Source organism: Spirillospora sp. NPDC048823 (assembly GCF_043198445.1).
Lineage (GTDB): Bacteria > Actinomycetota > Actinomycetes > Streptosporangiales > Streptosporangiaceae > Spirillospora.
This window is the reverse complement of the sequence record NZ_JBICUT010000001.1, coordinates 803,838-822,488: the sequence shown is the minus strand read 5'-3', so window position 1 is coordinate 822,488 and position 18,651 is coordinate 803,838. Positions and strand designations below refer to the sequence as shown.

Annotated in this window: 13 protein-coding genes; 9 read left to right on the top strand and 4 right to left on the bottom strand. The window is 70.0% G+C overall.

Annotated elements, in window-relative coordinates:
* The first annotated feature begins 116 nt into the window (after nucleotides 1–116).
* The 4 genes from ACGFK0_RS03590 to ACGFK0_RS03575 all read left to right on the top strand — a co-directional run bounded on the left by ACGFK0_RS03590 (nucleotide 117) and on the right by ACGFK0_RS03575 (nucleotide 8,711).
* Entirely contained in the window at nucleotides 117–6,479 is a 6,363-nt protein-coding gene (locus ACGFK0_RS03590; RefSeq protein ID WP_392899486.1) for an LAGLIDADG family homing endonuclease, read from the top strand.
* A 130-nt stretch (nucleotides 6,480–6,609) separates the two neighbouring features.
* On the top strand, nucleotides 6,610–7,551 hold the full coding sequence (gene sigJ, locus ACGFK0_RS03585; RefSeq protein ID WP_392899484.1) for an RNA polymerase sigma factor SigJ: 942 nt from the start codon (nucleotides 6,610–6,612) through the stop codon (nucleotides 7,549–7,551).
* 85 nt (nucleotides 7,552–7,636) lie between these two features.
* Nucleotides 7,637–8,572 carry an NAD-dependent epimerase/dehydratase family protein gene (locus tag ACGFK0_RS03580; RefSeq protein ID WP_392899482.1) on the top strand — a complete coding sequence of 312 codons (936 nt, stop codon included), beginning with the start codon at nucleotides 7,637–7,639 and terminating at the stop codon, nucleotides 8,570–8,572.
* Nucleotides 8,562–8,711 (top strand): hypothetical protein, encoded by a 150-nt coding sequence (locus ACGFK0_RS03575; protein ID WP_392899479.1) that lies wholly within the window; start codon nucleotides 8,562–8,564, stop codon nucleotides 8,709–8,711. The genes ACGFK0_RS03580 and ACGFK0_RS03575 overlap by 11 nt, the downstream gene beginning before the upstream one ends.
* Nucleotides 8,712–8,736: 25 nt before the next feature.
* Here the strand turns inward: ACGFK0_RS03575 and ACGFK0_RS03570 are convergent, their stop codons facing one another.
* A complete protein-coding gene (locus ACGFK0_RS03570; RefSeq protein ID WP_392899476.1) occupies nucleotides 8,737–9,438 on the bottom strand; it encodes a DoxX family protein in 702 nt (233 codons plus the stop codon).
* A 182-nt stretch (nucleotides 9,439–9,620) separates the two neighbouring features.
* Nucleotides 9,621–10,586: a pirin family protein gene (locus ACGFK0_RS03565; RefSeq protein ID WP_392899473.1), complete on the bottom strand. Its 966-nt coding sequence runs from the start codon at nucleotides 10,584–10,586 to the stop codon at nucleotides 9,621–9,623.
* 131 nt (nucleotides 10,587–10,717) lie between these two features.
* On the opposite strand from ACGFK0_RS03565, the gene ACGFK0_RS03560 reads away from it, so the two are divergent.
* From ACGFK0_RS03560 to ACGFK0_RS03545, 4 genes are all read left to right on the top strand, one after another.
* Nucleotides 10,718–11,164, top strand: coding sequence for a helix-turn-helix domain-containing protein (locus ACGFK0_RS03560; RefSeq protein ID WP_392899471.1), 447 nt, complete (start codon nucleotides 10,718–10,720; stop codon nucleotides 11,162–11,164).
* Nucleotides 11,157–11,525: a DUF4180 domain-containing protein gene (locus tag ACGFK0_RS03555; RefSeq protein WP_392899469.1), complete on the top strand. Its 369-nt coding sequence runs from the start codon at nucleotides 11,157–11,159 to the stop codon at nucleotides 11,523–11,525. Before ACGFK0_RS03560 ends, ACGFK0_RS03555 begins: the two co-directional genes overlap by 8 nt.
* Before the next feature lie 127 nt (nucleotides 11,526–11,652).
* Nucleotides 11,653–12,702 carry a biotin/lipoate A/B protein ligase family protein gene (locus ACGFK0_RS03550; RefSeq protein WP_392899466.1) on the top strand — a complete coding sequence of 350 codons (1,050 nt, stop codon included), beginning with the start codon at nucleotides 11,653–11,655 and terminating at the stop codon, nucleotides 12,700–12,702.
* 137 nt (nucleotides 12,703–12,839) lie between these two features.
* Nucleotides 12,840–14,267 carry a TerD family protein gene (locus ACGFK0_RS03545; protein WP_392899464.1) on the top strand — a complete coding sequence of 476 codons (1,428 nt, stop codon included), beginning with the start codon at nucleotides 12,840–12,842 and terminating at the stop codon, nucleotides 14,265–14,267.
* 88 nt (nucleotides 14,268–14,355) lie between these two features.
* On the opposite strand, the gene ACGFK0_RS03540 is transcribed toward ACGFK0_RS03545, so the two are convergent.
* Together ACGFK0_RS03540 and ACGFK0_RS03535 are read right to left on the bottom strand one after the other, a co-directional pair.
* Nucleotides 14,356–14,988 (bottom strand): endonuclease, encoded by a 633-nt coding sequence (locus ACGFK0_RS03540; protein ID WP_392899461.1) that lies wholly within the window; start codon nucleotides 14,986–14,988, stop codon nucleotides 14,356–14,358.
* A 69-nt stretch (nucleotides 14,989–15,057) separates the two neighbouring features.
* Nucleotides 15,058–15,807: a ribonuclease HII gene (locus ACGFK0_RS03535; RefSeq protein WP_392899610.1), complete on the bottom strand. Its 750-nt coding sequence runs from the start codon at nucleotides 15,805–15,807 to the stop codon at nucleotides 15,058–15,060.
* Between the two features lie 203 nt (nucleotides 15,808–16,010).
* Between ACGFK0_RS03535 and ACGFK0_RS03530 the strand changes: the two genes are divergently transcribed.
* Nucleotides 16,011–18,638, top strand: a complete 2,628-nt coding sequence (locus tag ACGFK0_RS03530) for an AAA family ATPase (RefSeq protein WP_392899458.1) — start codon at nucleotides 16,011–16,013, stop codon at nucleotides 18,636–18,638.
* Nucleotides 18,639–18,651: the final 13 nt, after the last annotated feature.

Below are 18,651 nucleotides of genomic sequence, written 5' to 3'. Positions count from 1 at the left end.
GTTCCGGAAACACAAAGCAGCACAAGTAAGAGCGGCCTCCGCGCGGGCATGGCCCGTGCGGCGGCGGAGTTGTTCCTGAGCAGGGCCCGGCGGGAGGGCCCGAGAGGGGGAAGGTCATGACGGAGACGGTGAGCGGCTCGGCGGCACGACGCGGCAAGGGGAGCCGTAAAGGCCTGAAGATCGAGCGTATTTTCACCACACCCGGCGTGCATCCGTACGACGAGCTGCGCTGGGAACGTCGTGACGTCGTCATGACCAACTGGCGCGACGGCTCGGTGAACTTCGAGCAGCGCGGCGTCGAGTTCCCCGACTTCTGGTCGCTGAACGCCGCCAACATCGTCACGTCCAAGTACTTCCGCGGCGCGGTCGGCACACCGCAGCGCGAATGGAGCCTGAAGCAGCTCGTCGACCGCGTCGTGAGCATGTACGTCGGCACGGGCCTCGAACAGGGCTACTTCGCCACCGACCAGGACGCCGAGATCTTCGAGCACGAGCTGAAGTACGCCCTGGTCCACCAGATGTTCAGCTTCAACTCCCCCGTCTGGTTCAACGTGGGCACCAAGTCCCCGCAGCAGGTCTCGGCGTGTCTTCCGTACGAGTCGCTGGTGAGCACCCCTGCCGGGTTGATTCCGATCGGCAGGCTCGTCGAGGACGACGCCGTCGGCACCAAGGTGTACGACGCGACCGGGCTCACCCGCATCGTCGCCACCAAGGCCAACGGGGTTCGGGACGTCCTGCGAATCCACACCAAGGCCGGCTACACCCTGGACGTCACCCCCGACCACCTCGTCTGGAAGGCCACCGGGGCCGGAACGGGACGTTTCGTCCAGGCCGGTGAGCTCAAGGCCGGTGACCAGCTCGAATGGCACCGGCGGGACGCCTACGGCGAGACGGAGATCACCTCCCGCGGGTACGCGGAGTCCGCACTTGCGGGCTGGCTGCAGTCGGACGGATTCGTGGGACGGTACGAGACCGGCACGAACCGTTCGCTGACCATCGAGGCCATGACCGTGACCGACTCCGAACGGGAGTGGGTCGGCCGCCACCTGAACGTCGTCTTCCCCGGGGTCCACCGCCACGAGCGCACCGTCGAGACGCAGGACACCGATCTCGACTGCCGCCGCACCCGGCTCTACGGGGAGGTCCTGAAGGAGTACGTCGACGAGTGGGGGCTGCTGGCCCGCGGCGTTGACATGGTGGTCCCCGAGCGGCTCTTCACCGCGCCGCTTCCCCATGTCGCCGCCTACCTCCGCAGCGTCTTCCAGGCCGAGGGCCTCGTGTCCGCGCGCGAATCCTCCACGGTGGTCGAAGTCGACATGATCTCCGAAGAACTGATCCGGGGCATGCAGCGTCTCCTGCTGCGCTTCGGCATCTTCTCCAGGGTCGGCTTCAAGGCGGACGCGCGACCTGACCGGCACGGCTGCTGGACGCTGCGCATCCAGAACGCCGGAGACCGCCGCATCTTCGCCGACGAGATCGGTTTCATCGACCCGGTCAAGGCGCTCAAGCTGCACCAGGGCTTCGAGAAGCCGGGGCGCCCAGCCCACCCGATCAAGCGGCTGGAGATAGCCGAGATCGAGGAAATCGGCGCGATGGAGGTCTACGACATCCAGACCGAGAGCGGCGAGTTCCTCTGCGACAACATCCGGGTGCACAACTGCTTCATCCTGTCGGTGGACGACACGATGGAGTCGATTCTGGACTGGTACAAGGAAGAGGGCGTCATCTTCAAGGGCGGCTCCGGTGCCGGCCTGAACCTGTCCCGAATCCGCTCCAGCAAGGAACTGCTGTCGTCCGGCGGGACGGCCAGCGGTCCCGTCTCGTTCATGCGCGGCGCCGACGCGTCCGCCGGGACGATCAAGTCCGGCGGCGCGACGCGGCGGGCCGCGAAGATGGTCGTGCTGGACGTCGACCACCCCGACGTCGGGGAGTTCATCGAGACCAAGGCGCGCGAGGAGAACAAGATCCGCGCGCTGCGGGACGCCGGATTCGACATGGACCTCGGCGGCAAGGACATCGGCAGCGTCCAGTACCAGAACGCCAACAACTCGGTCCGGGTGTCGGACGAGTTCATGCGGGCCGTCGAGTCGGACGACGAGTTCGGGCTGCGCGCCCGGATGACCGGCGAGGTCGTGGAGACGGTCAAGGCCAAGGACCTGTTCCGCCTGATGGCCAAGGCCGCCTGGGAGTGCGCCGACCCGGGCATCCAGTACGACGACACGATCAACGACTGGCACACCAACCCCGAAACCGGACGTATCACGGCGTCCAACCCGTGCTTCCCCGCCGACCAGCGGGTCGTCACCGACAAGGGCCTCGTCCGCATCGGTGACATGGTGCGCCGGGCTGCGGCCGGGGAGACCTACGGCATCTACACCAACGACGTGACGTCCGAATCCGACCCGCAGGACCGCATCGTCGCGACCGACCCGGTGCGCTACATGGTGACCGGCACCAACGAGATCCTTGAGCTTCGGTTCTCGGACGGATCGCGGCTGAGGTGCACCCCCGGTCACCGTGTCTGGACCGCCAATCGCGGCTGGGTGCACGCCGAGGACCTGACCGAGGACGACGGGGTCGTCCGGTCCTTCCACCGGGCGAGCCGCGCCGCGGCGACGGGCGAGATCCCGATGGCCGCACACCACGCGGCGCAGGCGGCGGCGTCCCGGCACGCCCTGGACCTGCCGGAGAAGTGGGACGAGGACTTCGCCCACTACCTCGGTTGGCTGACCGGTGACGGGTGCGTCACCGAGGTCAGTGCCGTCACGGTCTACGGCACCGCGCGGGAGCAGGAGACGGTGATGCCTCGGCACGAGGCTCTGCTGCGCCGGATCACGGGCTCGGACCGCAAGCCGAGCGTGCAGCAGAACGGCACCCAGCAACTCCGGGTGGGCCACGAAGCCTTCCGCGCCTTCCTTTGGGCGCTCGGCGTCTCCGGTGGCCGCGCACCGGACAAGACCGTCCCGGCCGCCGTCTATGAGGCTCCGGAAGCGGAACTGGTGGCTTTCCTCCAGGGTCTCTTCGACGCCGACGGCTGCGTCGCCGACCTGGAGAACGGCACCCGGTACGTCGGCCTCGGAAGCCGGTCCGAGGAACTGCTCCTCGGCGTCCAGGAACTGCTGGCCTCGCTGGGCATCGCAGGACGCATCTACCGGACGGGTGCCAAGAAGGCGAGCTTCCACTACACCCGCAAGGACGGAAGTGAGGCGACCTACGGGTCGGATGGCCCGAGCTTCGACCTGCGGATCAGCGGCCAGGCCATGGTGGAGTTCGCCGCAGTGGTCGGCTTCGGCCTGCAGGCCAAGCAGGACGCGCTCCTCGGTCTCCTCGACACGACCAAGCGGTACAAGAAGGACCTGACCGTCCGGATGGTGTCCCGGGAGTCGAAGGGCTTCGAGACCACCTACAACCTCACCGAGCCCCGGAACCACTCCTACATCGTCAGTGGTGTGGTCGTAGCGAACTGCTCGGAATACATGAGTCTGGACAACTCGTCCTGCAACCTGGCGAGCATCAACCTGCTGAAGTTCCTCACGGACGCCGGGACCTTCGACATCGCCAAGTTCGTCAAGCTCACCGAGCTGATCATCACGGCGATGGACATCTCCATCACGTTCGCCGACTTCCCGACGGAGAAGATCGCGGAGACGACCCGCGACTACCGGCAGCTCGGGATCGGCTACGCGAACCTCGGCGCGCTGCTGATGGCGACCGGCCACGCCTACGACTCCGACGGCGGGCGAGCCCTGGCCGCGGCGATCACGTCCCTGATGACGGGCGTCGCCTACCGCCGGTCCGCCGAGATGGCCGGCGTCGTCGGCCCGTACGAGGGCTACGCGCGCAACGCCGACGGCCACAAGCGCGTCATGCGCAAGCACGCCGCCGCCAACGACGGCATCCGCACGTTGAACAACATGGACAAGGCCATCCACGCCGCCGCCGCGAAGCAGTGGCAGGAATGCCTGAAGGCCGGCGACAAGCACGGCTACCGCAACGCGCAGGCGAGCCTTCTCGCTCCGACCGGCTGCCTGACCGGCGACACGCTGGTGACGACCGACCGCGGCCTGATGCGGCTGTCCGAGATCGGGGACGTGTACGGCGATCGCTGGCAGGACCTGGACATGGCGGTGTCCACGGACGACGGTCCGCGTCAGGCGACCAAGTTCTTCGTCAACGGTGAAGAGCCGACTCGGCTGGTTCGGACCCGGGGCGGTTACACGATTCAGGGCACCCTGACGCACAGGGTCAAGGTGGTCGAGGAGGACACGGGCGCGTGGGTGTGGCGGCGGCTCGCCGACATCCGTGAGGGCGACCTGGTCCCCATGCAGATGCGGACACTCGTGGGCGAGCGTCGCGAGGTGCCGCTGCCTGTGCTCGATCAGGCGTACTACACCGGTGACCGCGGACTGGACGTTCCTGACTCGGTCACTCCGGGACTCGCCGAACTCGTCGGCTACTTCATGGGGGACGGAAGTCTCCATGCGAAGGGCCTTCGGTTGTGCGTGGCGGATGCGGACATGGACGTCGCCGAGCGGTTGCAGATCCTCGCGAAGGAACTGTTCGGCATCACCCCGGTGGTCACCCAGCAGCAGGGCTATCAGGAGGTCGCCCTCCAGTCCGTGCGGCTCGCCCGGTGGTGGAAGGCGGCCGGCCTGGCCAAGGACCTGCCCGGTGTGGACCACACAGGTAAGGGCTGGACCCCCCGGGTGCCCTCCGCGATCCTCGAGACCAACGACGGCGAGGTTTACGCGAGCTTCTTGAGGGGCCTGTTCGAGGCGGACGGCACGGTCGCCGATGGGGTCCCCAGCCTCTCGACCGCCTCCGCGTCCTTCGCCGGCGAGGTTCGGACGCTGCTGCTCGCGCTCGGCCTCGCGACGACCACGCGCACGACCGTCAGCGGATTCGGCGGAGACATCTTCCAGGTCCGCCTGCGGAACATCGATCACGCGCTGAACTTCGATGAGACCGTGGGATTCATCAGCGAGCGCAAGGCCAGGCTGATGGCCTCTCTGGAGCCCGCCCGGTCGGCGAAGAACGACCACGTCATCCTGCCGCGGGCCACGTGGGACCGGATCGTCCCTGCCGGACACCCGTCGAGGGACGCGGTCCTTCAGTCGCTCCGCAAGCATGGTGGCGTCCCTCGCATGCTGGCCCAGTCCCTGTACACCCAGGCATTCGATGAGCGGCTCGGGCACGCGCTCGGGTACCTGTTCGAGCGGGTCGAGGCCAACGAGGACGGCGGTGTCCAGCCGACGTACGACCTGTCCGTGCCGGACAACGTCACCTATGTGGCCAACGGCATGGTGAGCCACAACACCATCGGGCTGATGATGGACTGCGACACGACCGGGATCGAGCCGGATCTGGCGCTGATGAAGTTCAAGAAGCTCGTCGGCGGCGGGTCGATGCAGATCGTCAACCACACGGTGCCGCGGGCGCTGGAGATGCTCGGCTACCAGCAGGAGCAGATCGAGGCGATCGTCGAGTACATCGCCGAGCACGGTCACGTGGTGGACGCTCCCGGGCTGCGGCCCGATCACTACGAGGTGTTCGACTGCGCGATGGGGGAGCGGGCGATCAGCCCGATGGGCCACGTCCGGATGATGGCGGCCGTCCAGCCGTTCCTGTCCGGGGCGATCTCGAAGACCGTCAACATGCCGGAGAAGGCCACCATCGAGGACATCGAGCGGGTGTACTTCGAGGGGTGGCGGCTCGGGCTGAAGGCCCTGGCGATCTACCGCGACAACTGCAAGGTGGGCCAGCCGCTGTCGGCCGCGGGCAAGAAGGAGGTGGCGGAGCCGGTGGAGGCGGCGACGCCGCGTCCGGTGCGCAAGCGGCTGCCGAAGCAGCGGCCGGCGACCGTCACCCGCTTCTCCGTCGCGGGCGCCGAGGGGTACATGACGGCGTCGTCCTACCCGGACGACGGTGTCGGTGAGGTCTTCCTCAAGCTCGGCAAGCAGGGTTCCACGCTCGCCGGCGTGATGGACGCCTTCTCCATGGCGATCTCCATCAGCCTGCAGTACGGCGTCCCGCTGGAGACGTGGGTGGAGAAGTTCACCAACATGCGGTTCGAGCCGGCCGGCATGACCGACGACCCCGACATCCGCATGGCGACGTCGGTGATGGACTACATCTTCCGGCGGCTGGCACTGGACCACCTGCCTTACGAGGAGCGTGCGGGTCTCGGCATCCTGACCGCCGGGGAGCGCGCCATGCAGGCCAACGGTGAGGACCCGGCGGCCCTGCACGGGGACGATGTGGTCGACCACGAGTCGCTGGCGCAGTCCGCCGAGATCACCAGGCCGGCGGCTCCGGCTTCGGCTCCGGCGGGCGAGGCGCATTCGTCCATGGAGGTCATCGAGAGCCGCCAGGGCCGCACCGCGGACGCGCCGCTGTGCCTCACCTGCGGCACGAAGATGCGTCCCGCGGGCAGCTGCTACGTCTGCGAAGGCTGCGGCTCCACCAGCGGCTGCAGCTAGTTACGGGCCGAGTTGCAGCACATGCAACATCCGGCACGCTCGGCGTAATGCACTTTCCCTGGCCGGGGGAGGGTGGGGTCGCTCCCCGCTCTCCCCTGGGCCGGGGCACCGCGAAGACTACGATCAGGTCATGCCTTTGACGGTGGATGACGTCGACCGGTTCGAGCTGGCCAGGCCTCGCCTGGAGGCCATCGCCTACCGTCTCCTCGGCTCCGCGCACGAGGCACAGGACGTGGTGCAGGAAACGTTCCTGCGCTGGCAGGCCGCTGATGTCGACCGCGTCGAGGTTCCTGAGGCTTGGCTGACGAAGGTGCTCACCAACCTGTGCCTGAACCACCTTGCCTCCGCGCGGGCACGCCGCGAGACCTACGTGGGCCAATGGCTCCCCGAGCCGCTGCTCGCGGGCGACCTGATGCTCGGCCCGGCCGACACCGCTGAGCAGCGCGAATCGGTGTCGTACGCGGTTCTCACCCTCATGGAGCGCCTGTCCCCCAACGAACGGGCCGTTTATGTGCTGCGGGAGGCCTTCGACTACACGCACCGGGAGATCGCCGAGATCCTCGACATCACCGAGGCCGCCAGCCAGCAGATCTTTCACCGTGCCAAGAAGCATGTCGCGGACGGCAGGGCCCGCAGCGAAATCGACGAGGCCGCCGCCCGCCGGATCGTGGAGGAGTTCCTCGCGGCCGCCGCCAGTGGCCGGACCGATGAGCTCGTACGCCTGCTCACCAAGGACGCCATCTCCATCGGCGATGGCGGAGGGAAGGTCCCGGCACGCACCAGGGCGTTGGAGGGAGCCGTCGCGGTCGCGAGGTTCGTGTGGACCCTCCTCAAGCCCGCCGAGGCCAAGCGCGCCATCGTCGGCGGCTCGTCCGAGATATACGCCTGGATCGCCAATGGCGAACCCGCCGTTGTGGCCGTCGTGGAAGGCCGGGTCGTCGCCATCATGTGTCTGGACGTCACGGCCGAGGGCATCACCGCCTGCCGTACCCAGGCGAACCCCGACAAGCTCGAACGCGCGACCGAGCAATGGGCGGCGGCCGACCATGGAGAGCCTCTCCTCATGGTGTGACGCACATCACATTCGACTCCTGTCAGCAATCGGCGGGCCATCCGGTTCAAGTGGCGAACCCGAACCGAGAGCAAGGGAGCCGACGATGAGAGTGCTGGTGGCGGGAGCGACCGGAGCGATGGGCAGGGAGCTCCTGCCTCGTCTGGTCGATGCGGGACACGAGGTGTTCGCCATGGTCCGCAGCGAAAGCGGCAAGTCCAGGGCGGCAGGGCTGGGTGCGGTACCGGTCATCGCCGACGCCCTCGACCGCGCCCAGGTCGAGGCGGCCGTGCGCGAGGCGGCCCCGGAGGTGATCGTTGACCAGTTGACCGCCATCGGGCACATCGACACCCGCCATTTCGAACGCAGCTTCGCCGCCACCGACCGGCTGCGGATCGAGGGCACCGACAACCTGCTCGCGGCCGCACGCGCCGCCGGTGTACGGCGGTTCGTCGCCCAGAGCAACGGCGCGTTCACCTACAGCCGGACCGGCGGGCCGGTCAAGGACGAACAAGACCCCCTGGACCGCTCACCGGTCGCCCAGATGGCCTCGATGATCGCCGCGATCGAGCACTTGGAGAAGGCCGTGCTGAACGCCGCCTGGACCGAAGGGATCGTGCTGCGCTACGGCGCGTTCTACGGACCCGGCACCTCCATGGCGCCGGGCTCCGAGCAGTTCGAGATGATCCGCAAACGCAAGTTCCCGATCGTCGGCGACGGCGGCGGGGTGTGGTCGTTCGTCCACATCGCCGACGCCGCAGAGGCCACGGTCGCAGCGGTGGAGGGCGGCGGCCGCGGTGTCTACAACATCGTCGACGACGACCCCGCGCCGGTCGCCGAATGGCTGCCGGAACTGGCGGCGATGCTGGGCGCCGGGAAACCGATGCGCGTACCGCGGTTCGTCGGACGGCTGGCCGCCGGAGCGGCCGGTGTCGTGCTCATGACCGAACTCCGCGGCGCATCCAACGCCAAGGCCAAGCGCGAACTGGGCTGGCACCCGGCACACCCCACCTGGCGTGAGGGACTCCGGGTTGCGACGTGACTTGCTGGGCGTCTGGAACCGGGACCGGCGGCTGCCGGCGATCGACAACCGCCTGTCCCGGCCGTGGGCCGTCCCCGGCTTCGAGTGGCTGCTCTCCGCCGGTAAGGCGCGGATCGGAAGGGAGCCCGGCCGGGTGTGAGGGCCGGGCTCGCGCCGTGTCCGCTCTACTGGGCGGGGTTCGTGTCGGTGCTCTCGGGGGCGGTGCCGCCGTTCGGGCGGCGGCGCTTGGCGGGCTTGCGGCGTCCGGCGACGAGGGTGTCGTCGTCGGTACCGGTGTTCTTGGCGCCGGTGTCCGCCCCGGGGGAGCCGGGCAGGGCCGGGGTCTTCTCGTGGCGCGGGGACGACGGCTTGCGGGCGGGTTTGGCGACGGGCTTCGTCTCCGCTTGGCGGAGTGATTCCACGAAGCTCTTCGCGTCGTCGTCGCCTTCGTCGTCCGGGCTCTGTTGCCGCTTGCGTGCGATCCACTGGTCGAGGGTCAGCCGGCCGCCGCCTCCCGCGGCGAACAGGAGGCTGGCCATGCCGAGGACGAGGACGAGTTCGAAGCCGTTCTCGACTGTGGCGCCGTCCACGAGGAACAGGCCTTCGCCGGCGTGGACGAACACGAACGCGCCGGCCATGTCCAGGAACAGCATGGCGCCGGTGACGGGCAGGCCCAGCCCGGCGATCAGCGCGGCGCCGCCGAGCAGTTCGACGAACGCGGAGTAGACGGCGGCGGCGGTGGGCAGCGGTACGCCGAGGTCGTCGAACGACCGGCTGGTCGCGGTGACGCCCGCCTCGATCTTCTGCCAGCCGTGGGCCATGAACACGACACCCACGCCGACCCGCGCGAGGACCGCCGCGATGTTGTAAAGCGGTCGTGTGCGCATGCCATCGACTCCTTCTACGGGGGATTCGGCCCGGTTTTCGACGGAGAGTATGACGTCTGCCGGACGGATCGCGCGAACATACCAGGTGAAGTGGCCCCAGGAAGGGACAATTGGTAACGGTGCACGGTGGCGGCATGATCGCCGAGGTACCGGACGGTGATGGTCCCGCGCGGCCGTGTTCGTCAGCGGGTGCGGCCCCTGGGCTTCAGGGGGGTGGCGGGCATGGTGGGCGCGGGGAGCGGGGCGCCGTCGTAGCCGTTCACGGTGCCGAAGCGGTCGCCCTCCATCCAGTCCTTGCGCGCCTGGGCGATCTCCTCGCCCGTCCGGCCGATGAAGTTCCACCACATGACGAGCTTCTCCTCGAACGGCTCACCGCCGAGCAGGACGAGGCCGCTGTCGCCGTCGGCCCTCAGCGGCAGCTCGCGGCGGCCGCTCCCGAGGTACAGCATCGAGCCGGGCTCGACGCGCATGCCGTCGACCTCGGTGACGCCGGACATCGTGAGCGCCGCGTACTCGAAGTCGGGTTCGACCGGCAGCCGCACGTGGGCCCCGTCCTCCAGGGCGAGGTCGGCGCCCATGATCGGTGTGAAGGCCGTGCCGGGCGAGGCGGTCCCGTCCAGCTCACCGAGGATCACGGTGGCGCTGAGACCGGGCCCGTCCACGACGGGCAGGGCGGCATGGTGCTCGAACGCGGGCTCGGTGTGCCGGTGCGTGTCGGGCAACGCCACCCACAGCTGGGCGCCGTGCAGGATCGGCGAGTGCCGGCGGGGTGATTCCTCGGAGTGCGCGATGGCCCGTCCGGCGGTCATCAGGCCGAGTTCCTTCGGCCGGACGGTCTGCAGGCTGCCGAGGCTGTCGCGGTGCAGGACCTCGCCGCCGTGCAGCCAGCTCACCGTCTGCAGACCGATGTGCGGATGCGGCGGCACCTGCATGCCCGGCTCGTCGGTGATGTCGTCCGGCCCGTAGTGGTCGACGAAGCACCAGGCGCCCACCATGCGCCGTCCCAGACTGGGCAGGAGCCGGCGGACGACCGTGGATTCGCCCAGCGGCACCCGCCGCGGCGGCAGGAGTTCGTGGACGGGGCGTCCCGCGGCGTCGTCCCGGCCGCCGCACTCGACCGGCTTCGGCCGGACATCGAGATTGCTCACCACGCCACCTTTCCCTCGACCGCTGCTTCTACGATGCCCTACCGCTCGCGACCCCAAGCACTGCCCTGTCGATCGGTAAAATCATGCAAGCTTCCCTTTTTGGCGTATGTTAGGGAGTGATGAAGGAGAAAATGTACTCAGTCGAGGAGGTCGCCGATCATCTCGGCCTGCATGTGCGTACCGTGCGCGGCTACATCCGGGCCGGCCGGCTCAGGGCGGTGCGGATCGGAAAGCAGTACCGGATCGCCGAGGCCGACCTGGAGGAGCTGACCGGACGGGACCGGCCCGAGGTGTCCCTGCCCGCCGGGGCCGCGCACGTCGAGGTGTCGAGCATCGTGCAGATCGACGGTGTCGACCGTGCCGCGGCCGACCGGCTGGGGACGCTCGTCCTGGCAGGGGTGAACACCGGCGATCCCCGCGACCCGCTGCGCGTGCAGGTCGCCCACGACCAGGAGCGGAACCGGATGAAGATCGTGATACTGGGCGGCGCCGCCGCCACCGCCGACGTGCTGCGGATGCTCGAAGCCGTGCTCGGCGATGACAGCGGCCTGTTCGTGAGGGGGGACGGCGATGACTGACGTGATGCAGGAGCGGGCCGGGGTGCAGGTTCTGGTGTGCGACCCGGACGGGCCGCGGGTGACGACCACGCAGGACGCGCTGGACCTGATCGGTGCGGCCTTCCTCGGCGCCGAGGTGGTGGCGGTGCCCGCGAGCCGCCTGGACGAGAGCTTCTTCTCCCTGGGGACCCGCTTCGCCGGCGATGTCATGCAGAAGTTCGTCAACTACCGGCTGCGTCTGGTCGTCTTCGGCGACATCTCCGGTCACCTGGCGGCGAGCCCGGCGCTCCAGGCGCTCGTCCGCGAGTCGAACTCGGCCGGGCACGTGTGGTTCGTTCCCGACCTGGAGGCGCTCGACGAGCGGCTGCGCGCGGTCGCCTGAGCGGCCGGGCCGGCCGGCTCCGCGACGGCCGGGCCTTGAGGCACGCCGATGCGCTGCCGCGCAGGTCGGAGGCGGTGGTTCCGGTGCGTGGAATCCGGGGTGGTCGCGCGGGGTTCACCTGTATGTGATGCACGGTGAGTACAAGGTTCCGGGCGGCAAGCTCGTCGTCGCCGACGTCGATGTCGTGGACGGCCTGCTGAGCGGGCCGAGGATCAGCGGTGACTTCTTCCTGGAGCCCGACGAGGCGCTGGAGGCGATCAACGCCGTCCTGGACGGCCTGCCCGCGAAACTCGACGCCAGGGCGATCGGCGTCCGCGTCCAGGCGGGTCTGCCGCGGGACACGGTGATGCTGGGGATCACCGCCGAGGCCGTGGGGATCGCGGTGAAGCGGGCCGTCGCGCGGGCGTCGGACTGGCGCGACCACGACTGGCGGCTGATCCACGAGCCGCCGCGGGAGCCGGTGCTGCACATGGCGCTCGACCAGGTCCTCGCCGAAGAGGTCGGGGCGGGGCGCCGGCCGCCGACGCTGCGGGTGTGGGAGTGGGCGTCGCCCGCGGTCGTCATCGGCAGTTTCCAGTCGCTGCGCAACGAGGTCGATGCCGAGGCGGCCGCGCGGTACGGGGTGGACGTCGTCCGGCGCATCAGCGGCGGCGGCGCGATGTTCATCGAGCCGGGCAACACGATCACCTATTCGCTGTACGCGCCGGAGACGCTGGTGGCCGGCATGTCGTTCGCGGAGAGCTACGCGTTCCTGGACGACTGGGTGCTCGGCGCGCTCGGCGAGGTGGGGATCAGGGCCTGGTACCAGCCGCTGAACGACATCACCTCCGACCAGGGCAAGATCGCGGGCGCGGCGCAGAAGCGGCTGGCCGCGGGCGCGGTGCTGCACCACGTGACGATGGCCTACGACATCGACGCCGAGAAGATGGTGCGGGTGCTGCGGATCGGCCGGGAGAAGATCTCCGACAAGGGGACCGCCAGCGCGGTCAAGCGCGTCGACCCGCTGCGCCGCCAGACCGGCATGGCCCGCGAGGAGATCATCGACCGGATGATCGGGCACTTCCGGGGCCGGTACGGGCTGACCGGCGACCGGGTGAGCGAGGATGAGATGCGCCTCGCCGGCAAGTACGTCACGGACAAGTTCGGTACCCCCGAGTGGACCGCCCGCGTCCCGTGAGCGGGCCGGGCGCCATGACGCGGACCGCGGCCCGGACGGAACTCCGGGCCGTTTCCATGCGTCGTTCGTCATGGCAGGTCGCCGGGCCGCGCGACTGGTCGTAGGTTGGGGACATCGATCGATGATGAGGAGCGTTCATGTCGCTGCAGAAGGGCGCCAACACCACGGTGCCGGTTCCCTCGGTCCGGGTCGAGCTCGGCTGGCAGAGCGGTCCGGGCGTTCCGGACGCGGACGCGTCGGCGCTTCTGCTGGCGGAGACCGGCCGGGTCCGTTCGGACGACGATTTCGTCTTCTACAACCAGCCGGCGCACAACTCGGGCGCGGTCCGGCACGATGGCAAGCAGCGGGGGGCGACCGTCGTCGACGTCCTGTCGGTCGATCTGAACCGCGTCGAGCCCGCCATCGACAGGATCGTCATCGCGGCGTCCGCCGACGGGGGGACGTTCGGCGAGTTCCAGGGCCTGTACGTGCGCGTGGTGGACGCGGCGGCCGGGGCGGAGGTCGCCCGGTTCGACAGCGAGGGCGCCACGACGGAGACGGCGTTCGTGCTCGGTGAGCTTTACCGGCGGCAGGGGGCGTGGAAGTTCCGTGCGGTCGGGCAGGGCTATGACTCCGGGCTCGGCGGTCTGGCCACCGACTTCGGGATCTCGGTCGACGAGCCCGCCCCGGAGACCGCCTCGCCGCCCCCCGCGCCCGCGCAGCCCCAGGCGCCGCCCCCGCCTCCCGGCGGCCAGTACGCGCCGCCCCCTCCTCCTGGTGGGCAGTACGCGCCGCCCCCTCCTCCGCCTCCTGGTGGGCAGTACGTGCCGCCTCCGCCCGGACAGTTCGCGCCGCCGCCGCCTCCTCCGCCCCCACCGGGCGGCCAGTACGCGCCCCCGCCCCCGCCTCCCGCGCCCGCTGCCGCGCCGCCTCCGGCGCAGCCGCAGCAGCAGGGCGGCACGATCTCGCTCACCAAGAACGCGCCGTCGGTTTCGCTGACCAAGCACGGCGCGACGTCCGGTCACATGCGGGTCAACCTCAACTGGACCGCCCGCGAGGGCGTGGCCAAGGGGCTGCTCGGCAAACGCCGCCGCGGCCACGACCTCGACCTGGACCTGTGCTGCCTCTGGGAGCTGCAGGACGGCCGCAAGGGCATCATCCACGCGCTCGGCGACATGGGTGCGCTGGAACGTCCGCCGTTCATCAAGCTCGACAAGGACGACCGCACCGGGGCGATCGCGTCGGGCGAGAACCTCCACATCAACCTCGACCACACCGCGGACTTCAAGCGGATCCTGGTGTTCGCCGAGATCTACGACGGTGCCGACGACTTCCGCGGCCTGGACGCGATCGCGACCCTGTACCCGAAGGGCGCGCCGCCCATCGACATGCGCATCAGCGACTGTGTCGACGCGTCCCGTGACGCGGTCCTGGCGCTCATCGAGAACGTGGGCGGCGAACTGGTCGTCCGCCGTGAGGGACGCTTCGTCCTGCCGCCGCCCGGCCGTCCGCGCTGGGGGAAGATGTCGGTCGACCAGGCGTACGGCTGGAATCTGGAGTGGGTCGCCGCACGCGGCAAGGACTGAACCCGTCCGTTCGCGCAGGCGCGTACACGGGCCCGGAACGGTCGGCTGATCCCGGCCGACCGTCCTGGGCCCGGCGCCGATCGTCGGCTTACGCGGTCTTCACCGTGTCGGCCAGTTTCTTGTCGCGGGCCACTCTCACCAGGGCGGCGCTCAGCCGGGCCATGTCCTTGCCGGGGACCTTGGAGGCGAGTTCGCTGGCGTCGGTGGGGAGCCCCAGCCGTTCGGCGCCCTTCTTGACCTGGCTGTCGACGTAGGGGCGGAGCCAGGGCCAGATGGACTGGGCCTCGCGGCAGAAGATGTCCACGCCGGTCGGGCCGATGCCGGGGAACTCCCGCAGCAGTTCGGCGGCTTTCTCTGGATCGCGTCCGGCTTCGATGGCGAGGCGCCGCAGGTCGCCCTTGTACTTGTCCTGGACCATCTGCGCGGTGTCGCCCAGTCGGGACGCGGTGCTCTCGTCGTAGCGGACGTAGTGGCCGCGTCCGAGCGCGTCGACGCGTTCCTGCCACGTCAGCCCGCTCATCCCGCGTGGCGTCCCACCGCCGGCGGCGAACAGTTCACGTGCCGCCGACAAAGCGATGTCCGACGAGATGCGCGCGCTCAGCAGGTTGGCCAGGACGAGCAGCTTGAACAACGCGGCCGGCTGGTCCTTCAGGGGGATGCCGGCCTCCTCGGCGAACGTCTCGCCGGACTCGTGGAGCAGCTTCTTGACGACGGTGTCCATGGCATTACCTCCCGTCGTCGCGTCTACCCGAGCCGGCGGACGTGACTCATGCGGGGACGCCGGACGGCGTCACAGAAGGCTCAGCTGGCCTTCACCGGCGAGCGGGTCGCGGTGTTTCTTCAGGTGCCGCCAGCGCGGGAGGTCGTCCAGGTAGGACCACGACATCCGGTGATGCGGTGTGGGCCCTGACTCCCGGAGGGCCTTCTGGTGGACGGGCGACGGATACCCGGCGCTGTCCGCGAACCCGTATCCGGGGAACTCGCCGTCCAGGCCGGCCATCAGCCGGTCACGATGGACCTTCGCCAGGACGGACGCGGCAGCGACCGTGACCGACCGCTGGTCGGCCTTCACCTCGCAGCGCACCCGCCAAGGCCGGCTCAGGAAATCGTGCTTGCCGTCCAGGATGACCACGTCGGGCGCGACGGGCAGCGCCTCCAGGGCGCGGACGGCGGCGCGCCGCAGCGCCTCCGTCATGCCGACCTCGTCGATCTCCTCGGGGCCGGACGCGCCGATGGCGTGCCCGGCGAGCCAGCCGGGCAGCAGTTCGGCGAACGACTCACGGTGGGCTTCGGTGAGGAGCTTGGAGTCGGTCAGCCCGATCGTCCTGTCGCCTCTGCCCTTCAGCACGGGCGGCGGGGTCAGGTCGGTGACCGCCGCGCACACGACGACCGGGCCGGCCCAGGCGCCGCGGCCGACCTCGTCCACCCCGGCGATCCTGATGGGACGGCTGCTGCCGGACGGCGCGGCCTGAAGCTCGTCCTCGATCTCGTAGCCCGCGACGCGTGGGACGTCCTTGGCGGCCGCTGGGGCGGAGTCCAGTCCGGGCAGAGCGTGGGTGGAGTCGGTCAAAAATTCTCCTTAGATCGTGAGCCCCATCATGCCGAACATCGTTGTGGACACGACGAATGTCCTGGCTCCGGGTCGGGGTTTTCTCCGTTCCGCACCAGGCCGCGGTGTGGGGAGTCAACGAACCGCGCGCGGGGAGTCCCGTTCCGGGCGGTCCTGCGCTTTACTCGCTTCTGATGGCTTTGTTCGGCAGATCGCGTTCCCGCCCGGCGAAGGACGCCGCGGCACGGGATCTTTTCGAGCGCCTGCGGTGGCGTTACTTCCAGGTCACCCCGGGCGTGCGGTTCCTGGGCGGGGTGCTGTCGGTCGCGCTCGTGCTGTCGGCCGTGGTCGTGCTGGACGGGCCGATCCTCCGCGCGGCGGCGGCCACGGTGATCCTGCTCGTGGTCGTCCATCTGACCTTGCGGTCGCCCACGGGCATGACGGTCGTCGCGGTGATCGTGTCTTGGCTGGCGCTGTCGGTGCCTCTGGGAGGTCTCTTCCCCGGTGAAGGGCGGCCGCCCTACCTGAACCCCGCGCTGCTCCTGGCGGTGCTCGCACTGCCCGTGGCGGTCGTCGCGTTCCGTCTGCGCGGGTACACGCCGTGGCGCACCGCGCTCCTCGCCCTGGGCGCCGCCGGCGTGGTGACGGCGGCGGTGGTCCCTCTGCTGCCGGAGGCGAGTGTGGCGCCCGGCTGGGCCGCGGCCCTCGCCGTCCTCGCCTACCGCTGGGACCAGGCACGGCGCGCGGTGCCCGCCGAGGCCTACGAGACCGGCTGGGTGCAGGAACAGGCCGGGCCGAAGGGGGACGGGACGGCAGGGCCGCGCAGGAACCCGTCCGGCCCCGACAGGCGTGAACGGCCCGACCGGGCCGATAAGGGGGACAGGCCGGGCAGGCCCGGACGGTCCGACCGTTCCGGCGGATCCGACCAGCCCGGCGGCGGATCCGACGGGCGAGGCCCGGCCGATGACGCCGCCGCCGCATCGGCTGCCACGCAAGCGGGCCACGGGCAGCGCGCCGCGGCGCAGGCGGCCGCCACCGCCGCCGACCGGGCCGGCCCGGCCGAGCCCCGAACGGAAAAGGTGCCTGAGATATCCGTGGCCGAAGCACTCGCCGAACTGGAGGGCATGATCGGGCTTGAGCCGGTCAAGCGGCAGGTCCGCTCGATCGCCGCGTCCATCGAGGCCGCGCACATGCGCGCCGCCGCCGGGGTCCCCACGGAGAAGCCGATGCGGCACTTCGTGTTCGTCGGACCGTCCGGTACGGGCAAGACCACCGTGGCGCGCGTCCTGGCCAAGATCTTCTACGCGTTCGGGCTGCTGCCGGAGCGGACCGTGGTCGAGGCGCACCGGGCCGACCTCGTCGGTGAGTTCCTCGGCGCCACGGCCATCAAGACCAACCGGCTCGTCGATTCCGCGCTCGGCGGGATGCTGTTCATCGACGAGGCGTACAGCCTGGCCAACTCCGCCGAAGGGCAGCCCGACCGGTTCGGTGACGAGGCCGTGCAGACACTTCTCAAACGCGCGGAGGACGACCGCGACAACCTGGTCATCATCCTCGCGGGATACGACGCGCAGATGGCCGAGTTCCTCGACTCCAACCCCGGGCTGGCCTCACGGTTCGGGACGCGCGTGCATTTCCCGTCGTACAGTCCGTCCGAACTGCTGCAGATCGCCGACTACCACACCGGGCTCCGCGAGGACCGCCTCGACGCGGAGGCCCGGCAGCGCCTCGCCGTCCGGTTCGAGGAGGCCGAAAGGCGCGGCATCGTCGATGAGCTGGGGAACGGAAGGTTCGTCCGGTCGCTGACCGAGGCGGCGGCGCGCGCGCGGGACGTGCGGGTCGTCGACGCCGTCTCCGCCTCCACGGGACCGGCCAACCCCAGCGCCGACGACCTGGTCACCCTGCGCGCCGAGGACGTCGAGACCGCGTTCGCCGAGGTCACCGAGCGGTACCGCGGCTACGCCGAGACGCCGACGCTGGACGAGGCGCTCGGCTCGCTCGACGCGATGATCGGACTCGAACCCGTGAAGCGGCAGGTCCGGGAGATCGCCGCCCAGCTCCAGGTAGCCCGGATGCGGCACGACCAGGGCCTGGTCACCCGGCCGCCGACCCGCCACTTCGTCTTCACCGGGCCGCCCGGCACCGGCAAGACGACGGTCGCGCGCGTGCTCGGCCGCATCTTCGCCGCGGCGGGCCTCCTCGCCCGTCCCGAGGTGGTCGAGGCCCAGCGCGCCGACCTCGTCGGTGAGCACCTGGGCGCCACCGCGCTGAAGACGAACAAAATCGTCGACTCCGCGCTCGGCGGCATCCTGTTCATCGACGAGGCGTACTCGCTGACCAACCCCGGCTACTCAGGCGGTGACGCGTTCGGCGCCGAGGCGGTGCAGACCCTGCTGAAGCGCGCCGAGGACGACCGGGACCGCCTCGTCGTCGTCCTGGCCGGTTACGAGGGCGACATGGACCGGTTCCTGTCGTCCAACCCTGGGCTCGCCTCACGGTTCGACGTCCGCGTGGACTTCCCGTCCTACGGGCCTGACGAACTGCTCCGCATCGCCCAGCTCATCGCCGAGGAGGGCGGCGACCACTGGGAGGAACGCGCCCTCGACGACCTCGCCCTGGTCTTCCAGCGCGTCTGCGGGGCGGGCCGGATCGACGAGCTGGGCAACGGCCGCTTCGCCCGCTCCATGTACGAGAAGGCGTGTGCGTGCCGGGCGCTGCGGGCCGCCGAACTCGGCGACGCCGCGACGGCCGACGACCTCACGCTCCTCACCACCGAGGACGTCCGCGACGCGTTCGCCGACGTCACCCACCGGCTGGCGTGAGGTGAGCCCCGGG